This window comes from Methylotenera sp. (assembly GCF_029945535.1).
Taxonomy (GTDB): domain Bacteria; phylum Pseudomonadota; class Gammaproteobacteria; order Burkholderiales; family Methylophilaceae; genus Methylotenera.
Window position 1 is genome coordinate 701,579 of the sequence record NZ_JAQSCU010000010.1, and the last position, 13,757, is coordinate 715,335.

Below are 13,757 nucleotides of genomic sequence, written 5' to 3' on the forward strand. Positions count from 1 at the left end.
TAAGAAAGTTCTGTTACAAGTAGTAAAATATAGCGAGTAGTCAACAGTTAAATAAAGAATTACGACAGAATCTTGTTAAATCACGACATGTGAATCACAGCGCGTGAAAAGTCATTTTATGTATGACTTATATGCATGTTGGTGTTGCTGGTAAGTGAGTGTATGGCAGGTGTATGTTGGTTCTTGCGTCTTTCTTTGCTTGGTGAGTAGCCAAACAGCGTGCGGTATGACTTGCTGAAGTGACATGAGGACTGAAATCCACAGGCGACAGTAATGCTCATAATCGACATCTCAGTTTGTAAAAGCAACGATCTAGCACGCCTTAACCTAAGATTTAAATAATAATGCATCGGGCTCATATTAAGCGTGTGGTTAAACATACGCTGTAAATGGCGCTGAGATAATCCTGCCAATCGTGCCAGTTCATCCAGCGGTAATGGTTCTTCAATATTGGCTTCCATTAAAGCTGATACTTCAACTAAAGCTTTATGGCTATATCCAACACGGGCAGCAACCGGAATATGCTGCTGATCTTTACTGTCTCTTGCACGCACTACCATGAATTGATCTGAAATCTCGGCTACTAGATTTTTGCCAAATCGTGCAAAAACAAAAGCTAGCATTAAGTCTATCGGCGCTGTTCCACCTGCGCATGTGCAGCGGTCACGATCAATCACGAAGAGCTCTTCCATAAAAGTGATATACGGAAACTTCTCACGCAGGCTCGCCATGTTTTCCCAATGAATCGTGCACTTATAGCCATCTAGCACACCAGCTTTTGCCAGTGCGTAACTGCCAGTACATAAGCTGCCTAACCATACATTTTGCTTGCTAGCTTGCGTGATTAACTTGATAACGCTTGAATTGACGGCAGTTTGTACATCCACACCACCACAAACCAGCAACATGTCTGGCATAGCAATTTTATCTAACATGGTGGTTTTGGCAAAAGATAAACCATTACTTGCCTCAACAGGCAAACCGTCTGGTGTGATGACTGACCACTGATACACTTCTTGGCCAAGCAGGTAGTTAGCCATGCGAAGAATTTCAATCGCATTCGAAAATGCAATCATAGAGAAATTATTGAGGGTCAAGAACCCAACATGCCTGACCTGTGACATTTCTTTACAAGACATACGACCCCAATCACGATGACTCACAATGAATGTTTAACAATTTGTATACTTTATTTCAATCCCACATTTTTCTTAAGCTTTAGGCAATAATAGTCCTGAAAATAATATTTTGAAATAATAATTATAGATATTATTTTCTACGGAAAGACATCATGACAAAATCTCAACGTCAGCTAAGATTCGATTGCATTTAAAGACTTAACATAATTGAATTGATTATATTTCCAATCCTAATATAAAAAAACCAGCTCGGCGTTTTTGCTATGGTTAATGTCGTAATTACTAATTTTTTTCTGAAGTATTCTTTGATAATGAAATTGCATAATTGAATATAATTTTTATAAATAGTCAGTTTGGTTTTATCTTTTGAATATTTTGGGAGAGTCAAATGAAAGCGCTGAGTTGGATTACAAATCGTCACGTGGTGAGCGCACTATGCGCAGCACCAATTTTATTAAACTGTGCGTATGCTTCGGCAGAAGAAGTTGCTGTAGCGGCAGCTCCAGCTGAAGCTGCACCTCCATATACACTTACATACAACCTTGGGGTGTATTCTAATTACATCAGCCGTGGTAATGACTGGGGTGATGGTCCTGCGTTGCAAGGCGGTGTTGATTGGGCACACAGTAGTGGTTTCTACTTAGGTGCTTGGTTTTCAACTACAGACCCATTGACTCTAGGTGGTGCAGGGACTGTTACCAACGTCGACCCAAGTGGAAACCCATTAGGTTCTGGTAATCATGTGGAAACTGATTGGTATGGCGGATACACACATGCATTTGGTCCAGTTACGCTGGGTATTGGCGGTAATTATGTATGGTATCCAGAAGGTGAAAAATCTTACCATAACAGAAATCAAGACACTTTCGAAGGTAATTTAAATATTGCTGCTTATGGCTTTACTTACACGTTCTACCATGCCTTTACTGATTGGTATGGTATTGGCAACACAAAGCGTGATCCAACATTGCCCTTCGTAAGCCCAGCTAATGCGATTAATGCCGCTGACGACACTAGTGGTGTTGAATATCATGAGTTTAAATATGCTAATACTTTGCCTTTTGCAGGTTTAAACTTAGCTGCAAAAGTTGGATATCAACGTTCTAACGATATTTGTTTAAACCAAAAAGACTATTTGATTGGTTTGAACAGAAACTTCTCACTACCAACTGCTGGGAAACCGCTTGAAGGCTTTAATGCAGGTTTTAATTACACTGGCACCTTTGGTGAAGAGCAATGTTCCGTACAGCTTGCGTATTACACAGATGACAATGGCAAATCGATCAACGACCGTAAGTTTACGTTCTTTGTTAAACGTAGCTGGTAATAGTACTTTTGCAAATTAGCTTGATTAAAAAAGGACGCCTAGGCGTCCTTTTTTAATGTTAGTCGGTTTTAATTAATTTTAAGTCGTAATTTAAGTGGTGCTTAGTTCTTTAGGCTTTTATTATTGTTTAATACTCATCAACTTTAGTTTGGAGAAGCAATTGCCACGTTTTAACTTACAAAAACTATATATTGGCGGTCGTTACGTAGAGGCTACTAGCGGCAAAACATTCCAGACGGTCAATCCAGCTAATGGTGAAGTTTTGGCTGAGGTGCAAGTGGCCTCTGAAGCCAATGTTGATGCCGCTGTTGCCAGTGCCAGTCAAGGTCAGCGTGTTTGGGCTGCGATGACGGCAATGCAGCGTTCTCGTATTTTACGACGCGCAGTAGAGATTTTACGTGAGCGTAATGATGAGCTAGCTGAGTTAGAAACCTTAGACACTGGCAAACCGCTTTCTGAAACGCGTTATGTCGATATCGTCACGGGCGCTGATGTGCTTGAATATTACGCTGGATTAGTCCCGGCACTTGAAGGCCAACAAATTCCATTGCGTGAAAGTGCTTTTGCTTACACCCGCAGAGAGCCGCTAGGCGTGGTTGCTGGCATTGGCGCATGGAATTACCCCATTCAAATTGCATTATGGAAATCAGCGCCAGCTCTAGCCGCTGGCAATGCAATGATTTTCAAACCCAGCGAAGTCACGCCGCTGAGCACCTTAAAGTTAGCTGAAATTTATACCGAAGCTGGTTTGCCAGATGGTGTCTTTAATGTGCTGAATGGTAGCGGCAGCGAAGTTGGCGCATGGTTAACGGCACATGCAGGTATTGAGAAAATATCCTTCACTGGCGGCACTGTGACAGGTAAAAAAGTGATGGCGAGCGCTTCAAGCTCAACATTAAAAGATGTGACGATGGAGCTTGGTGGAAAGTCACCTTTGATTATTTTCTCAGATGCCAATATGGATAAAGCTGCAGATGTGGCGATGATGGCTAACTTCTATAGTTCTGGCCAAGTGTGTACCAATGGCACTCGCGTGTTTGTGCATCGCTCTAATATCCAAGAATTCGAGCAAAAAATTGTTGAGCGTGTAGCGCGTGTCCGTCTTGGTGACCCGCAAGATGACAACACTAATTTTGGTCCATTGGTTAGCCAGTCTCATATGCAAAATGTGCTACGTTACATTGATTCAGGCATCAAAGAAGGTGCGCGCCTATTAGCTGGTGGAAAGCGTGAGCTTACTGGCGATTATGCCAATGGCGCTTATGTTCAGCCAACCGTTTTTACCAATTGCACTGACGATATGACGATTGTACGTGAAGAAATTTTCGGCCCAGTGATGAGCATCCTCGTTTATGACGATGAAGACGAAGTGATCCGCCGTGCTAATGATACTGACTACGGCCTTGCAGCAGGCTTGATTACGGAAAATATCAGTCGTGCGCACCGTGTAATTCATCAGCTTCAGTCAGGTATTTGTTGGATTAATACATGGGGAGAGTCGCCTGCTGAAATGCCGGTTGGCGGCTATAAACAATCTGGCGTAGGGCGCGAGAATGGCTTAATGACGCTGCAAAACTACACGCGCGTCAAATCGATACAAGTGGAGTTGGGTAACTATACGTCTGTGTTTTAGTGATTGATTACAAGTTGATTGAAAGTACGGTCTTTAAGGAAAGTCATGAGTAAAAATTCAGAATTCGATTACATCATTATCGGAGCAGGCTCTGCAGGTAACGTTTTAGCAACGCGCTTGACTGAAGATGCTGATGTAACGGTACTCTTGCTAGAAGCAGGCGGACCTGACTATCGCTTAGATTTTCGCACGCAAATGCCTGCAGCCTTAGCTTACCCCTTACAAGGTCGTCGTTATAACTGGGCTTATGAAACTGAACCAGAACCGAATATGGATAATCGGCGAATTTCATGTGGTCGTGGCAAAGGCTTAGGCGGTTCATCCTTGATTAATGGCATGTGTTATATCCGTGGTAATGCTTTAGATTACGATGGCTGGGCAAAGCGTAAGGGCTTGGAGAATTGGTCTTATTTTGATTGTTTACCATACTTTAAAAAGGCTGAAACAAGAGACATTGGCCCGAATGATTATCATGGCGGTAGTGGTCCGGTCAGTGTCACCACGCCAAAAAGTGGTAATAATGTGCTTTATTCGGCAATGGTAGAAGCTGGCGTGCAGGCGGGTTATCCTCGTACTGAAGATTTAAATGGTTACCAGCAAGAAGGTTTTGGCCCTATGGATCGTACAACCACACCACAGGGTAGGCGCTCTAGCACTGCGCGTGGCTATTTAGACCAAACAATTGATCGCAAAAACCTTACCATCATTACACATGCACTTACTGATCGTATTTTGTTTACGGGTAAACGAGCAACTGGGGTAGTCTACTTGCATGATGGTAAGCCGCAACAAGCCAATGCTAAACGCGAAGTGTTGTTATGTGCTGGCGCCATCGCCTCGCCACCCATATTGCAGCGCTCAGGCGTTGGTCCAGCAGCTTTGTTGCGTGATTTAGATATTCCTTTGGTGCATGATTTGCCCGGAGTTGGCGCAAATTTGCAAGACCACATGGAAATTTATCAGCAATATGAATGCAAGCAGCCAGTGTCATTAGCGCCAGCCTTAAAACTTTACAATCAGCCCTTAATTGGTGCTGAATGGCTATTTTTTGGCACTGGTATTGGCGCAAGCAATCAGTTTGAAGCGGGTGGTTTTATTCGCAGTGACGATAGTTTCACTTGGCCCAATATCCAATATCATTTTCTGCCCGTAGCGATTAATTACGATGGCAGTAATCCAATTAAGGTTCATAGTTTTCAGGCACACATGGGTTCCATGCGCTCGCCTAGCCGTGGGCGCGTGCATATCCGTTCGAAAGATCCGCTTGAGTACCCAAGCATCTTGTTTAATTACATGTCTACCGAACAAGATAAAAGAGAGTTTCGTGCAGGGGTGCGCATCACGCGTAACATCATGAAACAAGCCGCGCTTGCGCCTTATGTAGGTCGAGAAATCTCACCAGGTGAAGGTGTGCAGACCGATGCGGAAATAGATGCATTCGTCCGCCAGCACGGTGAAACGGCATATCACCCGTCCTGTTCATGCGCGATGGGCTATGATGAAATGGCTGTAGTTGATACAGAAGGTCGAGTGCATGGCCTGCAAGGCTTGCGCGTGGTTGATGCGTCTATCATGCCTGAAATTGTCACAGGCAACCTGAATGCGCCTACCATTATGATGGCTGAAAAAATATCAGACAATATTCGTGGTCGCAAAGCACTTTCAGCTAAAGTTGTACCCGTGTTTATTCATCCACTCCATCGCAATGCTGATGAAGCTTTAAACACCTAACAAATACTAAGTGATTTTCTCTCAAATCCATGCGCTAGCTTTGGTCGAGCTGCTAGGTGTATTAGCCTTTGCATTTACTGGCATTATAGAAGCACGCAAAAAAGGTATGGACCTTATCGGTGTTTACACCGTGAGTATGATTACCGCCTTTGGTGGAGGCACAGTGCGTGATCTGATGATAGGGCATTATCCATTGTATTGGATGCAACACTCAGGCTACGCTTTAATGCTGCTAGGTTTTGCAATAGCATCCGCGCCACTTTCAACCATGTTTTATGAAAATCCAACGGTTACCAAAATTTTTGTCACATTAGATGCGCTTGGTCTTGGTTTATTTAGCACAGTAGGCGCCAGTATGGCTCACCAAGTAGGTTGTGATTTTTACATCTCAATGCTGCTGGGCGTAGTCACAGGCGTATTTGGCGGAGTTATTCGCGACATTATTTGCAACGAGATTCCCAATGTCTTTCGTCGCAACGAGCTTTACGCAACATGTGCTGCGCTAGGAAGCGCGGTATTCTTAATATGCCTATACTTAGGTATAGATGAGCTTCCTAGCACGCTAGTCGCCATTTTTTTTACAACTGCTTTAAGAATAATCTCAATAAAATACCAGGTTAAATTACCTTTTTAAATCGTGTTGTTACATAAAAATTAAAGCCAATTTAATTTTTATTAGTTTTGACGATAATTGTGTTGGTTGTTATAATCGTGCGATACAGTCGTGACAAATGCATTTTTGTTGCAATTTAGATGGCGTTTAGTAAGTAGTTTTCGCCAAATTTTTTAATGCCGCCTCTTGCGGCATTTGTTTTTAAATCAAACCATTTTATATAGGACTAAAAAATGACTCAAATCATCATTGACCATAACCCATCTGAAGCTAAATTAAAAGAGCTAGGCGTTTCTAGCTGGTCTATCTGGGATTGCGCACCATCAAAATTCCCATTGAACTTTGATTCAGCAACTGAAAGCGCTTACTTGCTTGAAGGTGAAATTCACGTTACTCCAGTTGGTGGCGAAACTGTTGTAGTTAAAGCAGGCGACTTTGTTGTGTTTCCAAAAGGTTTGAAATCAAACTGGGAAGTAACTAAACAATTGAAAAAACACTACAAACACTCATAGTTGTGTGAGAGTTTGTTAATTAAAAAAGCCTTGATGATTCAAGGCTTTTTTATTGCTTAAATGATTAGTTTATTAACCTGGTAGCAAACTATTGAAAATTAAATTTCTGAAGTAATGGCTTCTTTCAGTGCGATGATGCGTAAAGCATCAAGTTTTTGGCCTTTATTTGCTGAGATTAAGAAGGTGTCTTCAGCACGATTACCTAGGGTGTTAATTTTTGCATTATGCAGTTCAACTTCCAGTATTAGGAACTGATGCGCCAAGGTGGCGAGTAGGCCAGGGCGGTCGTTGGCGATGATTTCTAGTTTGTGATTATTATTATCTGCTTCTTGTGTAATCGTGACTTGCGCCAAAATAGGCATATGTTTTACTTGACGACTGATACGGCCTTTCAGTGGTGACTCTAATGGTTGAGTTTTATCAAGTTTTTGTGTGAGTTCTACTTCAATAAACTTTAATAAACCACTGTAACTTACAGACTTACCTGATTGATCTAAAACAATAAAGCTATCTAGAGCATAGGCGTGATCGGTGGTGTAAATCTTGGCTTCAACAATGTTATAGCCCATGCGATCAAAAAAGTTACATATTCTTGCGAATAGGTCGTTTTGATCTTTGCTGTAAATCATTACTTGAATGCCATCACCACTTGGACTCAAACGAGCGCGAACAATTGGTTGTGTCGTATTCAGATGCGGCGTTAGAAGGCGACTGTGCCAAGCGATTTCATCACTTTCATGGCGAATAAAATAATTGGAGCCGAACTTTTCCCACAAATGCTCGTAAGAGTGTTTACTTAAGCCAAACTTATTGAGTCGCTCTGCAGCCTCTGACTTACGTGTTGCAATGGCTTGTTGAACATAGAGCAATTGGTTAGCTAATGCGTGCTTGGTCGCATTGAATAGGCTTTCTAATAGCCTTGCTTTCCATGCATTCCATACTAATGGGCTTGTGCCTCGAATGTCAGCAACGGTAAGTAAATACAGTGCTATCAATCGACGCTCGTTTTGAACAAAGCGTGAGAATGTTTCGATCACACTGGGATCTGATAAGTCTGATTTTTGTGCGGTAGAGGACATTTGTAAATGTGCGGCTACCAGCCATGCAACAAATGTGCTATCTGCTTTAGAAAGCCCATGTAACTTGCAAAATTTAATCGCGTCTACCGTGCCAAGAGTTGAGTGATCGCCGCCACGGCCTTTTGCAATATCGTGGAATAAAGCCGCTAAATATAATAAATGTGGTGCGTCAAACTCTGCAAATAACCTACTGCACAATGGAAACTCATGTTTAAGCTCAGGCTTAGCAAAGCGGCGCAGATTAGCCAGTACATTAAGAATATGCTCGTCCACCGTGTATACGTGGAATAGATCATGCTGCATTTGGCCAATAATTTTGCCAAATGCTGGAATATAGCTACCTAAAATACCATAACGATTCATAGCGCGAAGTGCGTGATTGACGCCACTTGGCTGCGAGATGATTTCAATGAATAGTTTTTTATTAACAATATTTTGCCTGAAATCACGGTTAACTAAGCGTTTAACTCTTTGCATATTGCGTAGCAATGTCGCGCCCATCCCATCGAGTTCTGGATGCTGTTGCAATAATAAAAAAGCTTCAAAAATTGCTGACGGCTGTTGTTGCAATAATCCTGCTGTTTTAGCCTCTAATAATTGGTCATGCGACTCAAAGTGCGCATTGATAGATTTTACGATTGGTGGATTAACAGAAATAATTTGCTGAAAAGACTTGAGCAATACTTCGTTCATCAAGCTAACAAATTTTACGCTGCGGTAATAACTTTGCATTAGCTGCTCACTGGCGCGTTTGCGTGGTGTATTTACGTAGCCGAGCGAGTCGGCTAATTCGTTCTGAAAGTCAAACAATAAGCGGTCTTCACGACGTTTGCTGATGAAATGCAAGCGTATGCGTAATAATTGTAAATTGCTTTGATGTTGCTGAATCTGTCTGGCTTCTAGTGCGGAAATAATATTTTGCTTGGTGAGCAAAGCCCAAATATTATTAGCTGCTGATTGGCGTGCACTAGCCATGTTCAAGCTTTGCGCAATCCACAATATCATGTGTAAGTCGCGTAAGCCGCCAGGGCTTTCTTTAATATTGGGCTCTAAATTATAGGCAGTATCATTAAATTTCGCATGACGATTGTTTTGCTCTTTTAGTTTGGCTGCAAAGAAGCCGGCAATTGCTGATGGGCTGCTTAGTGTGTGATTAATTCCATCTAAAAAATTTTCATAAAAATTAGCTTCGCCGGTAATTAGGCGAGATTCGATTAAATTTGTTTGTACCGTAATATCTTTTTCTGCTTCGTGGACACACTCGCTTAAACTGCGTACGCTATGGCCAACATTTAAGCCAATATCCCACAATAAACCTACCAGTACTTCTAGCTTGGCATTGATACTAGCATTAGCTTGTAGATCATCGGGCTTGTGTAGATCAGACTCTGGTAATAGGATAAGTAAGTCAATGTCAGAGTAGGGGTATAGCTCACCACGGCCATAACCACCCACGGCTATTAAGCAGCAGCGCTTATCAATATCTGCTTGCTCCCAGATGTTAACAAGTATGCGATCTATCAGCTTACAGTGCTGCTTAAATAGGCGAGTGTTATTTGGCGTTTTTAGAAAATCAGTTTTTAACGCGAGAAAGCCATCTTTCAAATATTGCCGCAACGCGGCTATATTGTTCTTTTCAGACACCTTTTCCGTATTTACTTGACTGTTCTGATCATCCAATAACATTTGCTTAGATTGGCTTTTGAGAAGACTCTAGTTTTTGCCCAAACTCTGGGGCTGCTGGCGAGCCGCTAGATAAAGTCATCACTTCATAGCCTGTTTCCGTGACCAAAATCGTATGTTCCCATTGTGCAGATAAGCTGCGGTCTTTAGTAACGATGGTCCAGCCGTCTGGCATGTGTTTAATGTCACGTTTGCCTGCATTAATCATTGGTTCAATGGTAAACATCATGCCGGTTTTAAGCACGACCCCCATGCCAGGTTTGCCGTAATGCAATACTTGAGGATCTTCATGAAAGACTTTGCCGATTCCATGTCCGCAAAATTCACGCACCACACTATAGCCACTTTTCTCGGCAAACGTTTGAATAGCAAAACCAATATCGCCTAAGGTAGCGCCAGGTTTGACTTTACTAATGCCTAGCCACATGGCTTGATAAGTGATTTCACATAATCGCTTGGCTTGGCTGGTGACTTCACCCACATAAAACATACGGCTTGTGTCGCCGTGGTAACCGTCTTTAATCACGGTAATATCAATATTTACAATGTCGCCATTCTTAAGTGCTTTATCGCTAGGCACGCCATGGCAGATTTGCTGGTTAATCGAAGTACAAATCGATTTAGTGTAAGGTCTGTGTCCATCAGGCGCATAATTAAGCGGCGCTGGGATTGCTTTTTGTACATCAACAATATAATCGTGACAAAGCTTGTCTAATTGGTCTGTTGTCACGCCATGTACAACGTGTGGTGTAATGAAATCAAGCACTTCAGAGGCAAGCTTGCCTGCGATGCGCATTTTTTCTATATCTTGCTGATTTTTGATTGAGATTGCCATGAGCTTGCTAACTTGTGAATATTAAACCTATTTTAGCATAGCAATTATTCATAATTTTAATTTATAGCTAATGCCTACGGAATGTTTGAAGCGGCTACAGTTGGTGTACCTACAATCCGCATTACTTTGGCAACATCCATGCGTAAGAGTTCGGCGATATCAGAGTAATCATCTGGCAAGGCGGCATCATCCCAGCCGTTAGCTGAGTGGCGTGCAAGATTCACTGCTAGTGTCACATTGCGCACACGCTGCTCACTTGATGCGCCATCTTGCATGAGTTTGGAAAGTAGTGGCGGTAGCTGAAATGCTTCAACTAACTCTTTTTGTAAATCTAGTAATTTAAAGCCTAGCACCTTTTCTTGCACCGCTGCACTTCGTAGCGATTTATCCGCATGTTGCATGGCATATATTGCATTCATTTTGTCTGGCGAAAAACACCACATCAACATTTCAGATAAATCATGCAACAACGCCGCAGTCCGTACCTCTTCCGCATGTAAATCGGCCAAATGCGTAGCCCAATCTGCAGCAAAATGAGCGGCTTGATGCGCGCGGCGGACTAGTTTAAGTAAATGCATCAAAGCTGGAAGGTTAGTCTTTAACATGTCTTCAACCAAAACTTTAGGCGATAGATTTGTGAAAAATGACGTTATTCCCATCATTAATATGGCTTGGTCAGCTTGGACTAAATCTTGCAGTTGTTTTTTACCTCTATGATTTTGAGAAAAGCTCAGTACTTTAAACACCATCATAGGGTCATTCAGAACGGCTGTAGAAATAGCGCGTGCGCTTAAATTTTCCTCATCTTCTTTGAGGCGTGCGATTTCTCGTGCGGTATGCTTAAGAACAGGAATTTCTGCGTTCCTAATAAAGCTAATCCAAGTGTGGATGTCTTTTGAGGCAAGTTCTTGGGGTGTTGATGTCATTACAATCTCCTTCAGTAGCTTCGTAACATACGCTAGTCAATTAAGTTTATATGCGATAAAAAGAGCTGAAAAAATAGTGCTTACCTTGCAATTGCTATACTTTAAATTAAAATGTCGCCCAACTGAGTTCACGTTAATTAAGTTAAGTCTGAATCTACTTTTGAATAAAGTGAAGAAATAAGCTAGTAAACTCATATGCTTAGTGGTATCATTTCGCCTCTGCAATTTGGCAGAAATGCATTTGTAAAAATGTAATGTTTGAATGCAGTTTTAAAATTTACATACAACCCAATCAAGGGTGCCTAAAATTTTGACGATTACTTTAAAGTAATTGCTTGTTAATTAAGGTGTTTTTGGAGTTGTGTGAATATATAACCCTTTTGAAAAGAGAATTATTATGTCAGTCACTATGCGTGATATGTTAGAAGCCGGCGTTCACTTCGGCCATCAAACCCGTTACTGGAACCCAAAAATGGCACCGTTCATTTTCGGCGATCGTAACAAAATCCATATTGTTAACCTTGAAAAAACATTACCAATGTTTGAAGACGCGCTTAAACACGTGCGTACATTGGCTGCAAACAAAGGTCGTATCTTATTCGTTGGTACAAAGCGTCAAGCCCGTGATATCGTTAAAGAAGAAGCTAGCCGTGCTGGTTGCGCTTACGTGAATCACCGTTGGTTGGGCGGTATGTTAACTAACTTTAAAACAGTTAAACAATCTATCAAACGCCTTCACGACTTTGAAGTGATGTTGGAAGATGGCAGCTTAGAAAAATTCGGTAAAAAAGAAGCTTTAGGCTACAAGCGTGAAATTGAAAAATTAGAGCGTTCAATCGGTGGTATTAAAGAAATGGGCGGGTTGCCAGACGCTATTTTCATCATTGACGTTGGTCATGAAAGCGGTGCGATTACTGAAGCTGCTAAATTAGGCATTCCAGTGATTGGTATTGTTGATACAAACAACTCACCAGATGGCGTAGCTTTTGTGATTCCAGGAAACGATGACTCAAGCCGTGCAATTCGCTTGTATGCTCGTGGTATTGCGGATGCTGTATTAGAAGGCCGTAACTCTGTGATTACTGAGCTTGTTAAATCAGCAAGTGAAGAGACTGCAGAAGTTGCTGAAGTTGCAGCTGCGTAATTAGCGACACCTTAAAAGGGGCTTAAGAGCCCCTTTTTTAATTTTAGAACTTACTTGATGAAATTAACGTTCTAAATAATAATTAAACATTAAAATCAATAAACTAAGTCATAAATCTAATGTGACTTGTGAAATTTAGGAGCTTAAAATGGCTGAAATTACCGCAAGTATGGTAAAAGAATTACGTGAGCGCACTGATGCGCCTATGATGGATTGTAAAAAGGCGTTATCTGAAGCAGAAGGCGATATGACACGCGGTGAAGAAATTCTACGTGTACGTTTCGGTAATAAAGCAAGTAAAGCGGCAGGTCGCGTAGCTGCTGAAGGTACAGTAGGAATTTCAATCAGTGCTGATGGTAAAACTGGTGCAATGGTTGAAGTTAACTCTGAAACAGACTTCTGTGCTAAAAATGAAGACTTCTTGAAGTTTGTTAACGAATTAGCTGGCATTATTGCTAACAGCACTGCCGCTGATATCGAAGCTGTAGCAGCTCTGCCTATGAGTGGCGCAACTGTTGAAGAAACACGTGCTCAATTGGTTGGTAAAATTGGCGAAAATATTACGCCACGTCGCTTTGTGCGCCCAGCGACACAAGGTAAATTATCTAGCTACGTTCACGGTGCTAAAATCGGTGTTTTAGTTGATTTAGTTGGTGGTGACGATGCATTAGCTAAAGATATTGCAATGCACATTGCCGCAGCTAAACCAAAATCATTAGATGCTTCAGGTATTGATGCTAGTTTGATTGAAGCTGAACGTCGTGTTGCGATTGAAAAGGCAAAAGAAGCTGGCAAGCCAGAAGCGATGTTAGAAAAAATTGCTGACGGTACTGTTGCAAAATTCTTAAAAGAAGTGACTTTGTTAAGCCAAGTTTTTGTTAAAGATGACAAAATGACGATTGAGCAATTGCTTAAATCTAAAGGCGCTTCAGTAGCTTCATTCACAATGTACACTGTAGGCGAAGGTATTGAGAAGGTTGTTGTAGATTACGCAGCGGAAGTTGCTGCTGCTGCAAAAGTATAAATCTAAGCGTGATTATCAGGCTGCAAACGCTGCTTGATTGATTGCTAGATTCAAAAATTATGGACTAAGCGAGTGGCTTAGTCCATTTTTTTTAGCGAAAAATTAAGAATT

11 protein-coding genes are annotated in these 13,757 nt (G+C 41.7%); 7 read left to right on the plus strand and 4 right to left on the minus strand.

Annotated elements, in window-relative coordinates; all coding sequences use genetic code 11:
• Positions 1 to 116 precede the first annotated feature (116 nt).
• On the minus strand, positions 117 to 1,139 hold the full coding sequence (locus PSU72_RS06385; RefSeq protein WP_300431612.1) for a GlxA family transcriptional regulator: 1,023 nt from the start codon (positions 1,137 to 1,139) through the stop codon (positions 117 to 119).
• A 388-nt stretch (positions 1,140 to 1,527) separates the two neighbouring features.
• Between PSU72_RS06385 and PSU72_RS06390 the strand changes: the two genes are divergently transcribed.
• From PSU72_RS06390 to PSU72_RS06410, 5 genes are all read left to right on the plus strand, one after another.
• Entirely contained in the window at positions 1,528 to 2,466 is a 939-nt protein-coding gene (locus PSU72_RS06390; protein ID WP_300431485.1) for a TorF family putative porin, read from the plus strand.
• Positions 2,467 to 2,626: 160 nt separating this feature from the next.
• Positions 2,627 to 4,099, plus strand: coding sequence for a betaine-aldehyde dehydrogenase (gene betB / locus PSU72_RS06395; protein WP_300431486.1), 1,473 nt, complete (start codon positions 2,627 to 2,629; stop codon positions 4,097 to 4,099).
• 45 nt (positions 4,100 to 4,144) lie between these two features.
• On the plus strand, positions 4,145 to 5,830 hold the full coding sequence (betA, locus tag PSU72_RS06400) for a choline dehydrogenase (protein ID WP_300431487.1): 1,686 nt from the start codon (positions 4,145 to 4,147) through the stop codon (positions 5,828 to 5,830).
• A 10-nt stretch (positions 5,831 to 5,840) separates the two neighbouring features.
• Positions 5,841 to 6,464, plus strand: coding sequence for a trimeric intracellular cation channel family protein (locus PSU72_RS06405; RefSeq protein ID WP_300431488.1), 624 nt, complete (start codon positions 5,841 to 5,843; stop codon positions 6,462 to 6,464).
• Positions 6,465 to 6,676: 212 nt separating this feature from the next.
• The gene (locus tag PSU72_RS06410) at positions 6,677 to 6,955 is read left to right on the plus strand and encodes a cupin domain-containing protein (RefSeq protein ID WP_300387802.1); all 279 of its coding nucleotides are present in this window, start codon (positions 6,677 to 6,679) and stop codon (positions 6,953 to 6,955) included.
• A gap of 98 nt (positions 6,956 to 7,053) precedes the next feature.
• Here the strand turns inward: PSU72_RS06410 and PSU72_RS06415 are convergent, their stop codons facing one another.
• The 3 genes from PSU72_RS06415 to PSU72_RS06425 all read right to left on the minus strand — a co-directional run bounded on the left by PSU72_RS06415 (position 7,054) and on the right by PSU72_RS06425 (position 11,478).
• Entirely contained in the window at positions 7,054 to 9,720 is a 2,667-nt protein-coding gene (locus PSU72_RS06415; protein WP_300431489.1) for a [protein-PII] uridylyltransferase, read from the minus strand.
• Between the two features lie 4 nt (positions 9,721 to 9,724).
• Positions 9,725 to 10,552, minus strand: a complete 828-nt coding sequence (gene map, locus PSU72_RS06420; protein WP_300431490.1) for a type I methionyl aminopeptidase — start codon at positions 10,550 to 10,552, stop codon at positions 9,725 to 9,727.
• 74 nt (positions 10,553 to 10,626) lie between these two features.
• Entirely contained in the window at positions 10,627 to 11,478 is an 852-nt protein-coding gene (locus PSU72_RS06425; protein WP_300431491.1) for an HDOD domain-containing protein, read from the minus strand.
• A gap of 397 nt (positions 11,479 to 11,875) precedes the next feature.
• On the opposite strand from PSU72_RS06425, the gene rpsB reads away from it, so the two are divergent.
• Positions 11,876 to 12,622 carry a 30S ribosomal protein S2 gene (rpsB, locus tag PSU72_RS06430; RefSeq protein ID WP_013148009.1) on the plus strand — a complete coding sequence of 249 codons (747 nt, stop codon included), beginning with the start codon at positions 11,876 to 11,878 and terminating at the stop codon, positions 12,620 to 12,622.
• 148 nt (positions 12,623 to 12,770) lie between these two features.
• On the plus strand, positions 12,771 to 13,646 hold the full coding sequence (gene tsf, locus PSU72_RS06435; protein WP_300431492.1) for a translation elongation factor Ts: 876 nt from the start codon (positions 12,771 to 12,773) through the stop codon (positions 13,644 to 13,646).
• Positions 13,647 to 13,757 lie beyond the last annotated feature (111 nt).

What these genes read in the sequence shown, in the direction of transcription:
- PSU72_RS06415 (WP_300431489.1), bottom strand. Translation starts at nt 9,720, where the DNA reads ATGTTATTGGATGATCAGAACAGTCAAGTAAATACGGAAAAGGTGTCT.
- betA (WP_300431487.1), top strand. Translation starts at nt 4,145, where the DNA reads ATGAGTAAAAATTCAGAATTCGATTACATCATTATCGGAGCAGGCTCT.
- rpsB (WP_013148009.1), top strand. Translation starts at nt 11,876, where the DNA reads ATGTCAGTCACTATGCGTGATATGTTAGAAGCCGGCGTTCACTTCGGC.
- PSU72_RS06390 (WP_300431485.1), top strand. Translation starts at nt 1,528, where the DNA reads ATGAAAGCGCTGAGTTGGATTACAAATCGTCACGTGGTGAGCGCACTA.
- map (WP_300431490.1), bottom strand. Translation starts at nt 10,552, where the DNA reads ATGGCAATCTCAATCAAAAATCAGCAAGATATAGAAAAAATGCGCATC.
- tsf (WP_300431492.1), top strand. Translation starts at nt 12,771, where the DNA reads ATGGCTGAAATTACCGCAAGTATGGTAAAAGAATTACGTGAGCGCACT.
- PSU72_RS06425 (WP_300431491.1), bottom strand. Translation starts at nt 11,478, where the DNA reads ATGACATCAACACCCCAAGAACTTGCCTCAAAAGACATCCACACTTGG.
- PSU72_RS06385 (WP_300431612.1), bottom strand. Translation starts at nt 1,139, where the DNA reads ATGTCTTGTAAAGAAATGTCACAGGTCAGGCATGTTGGGTTCTTGACC.
- PSU72_RS06410 (WP_300387802.1), top strand. Translation starts at nt 6,677, where the DNA reads ATGACTCAAATCATCATTGACCATAACCCATCTGAAGCTAAATTAAAA.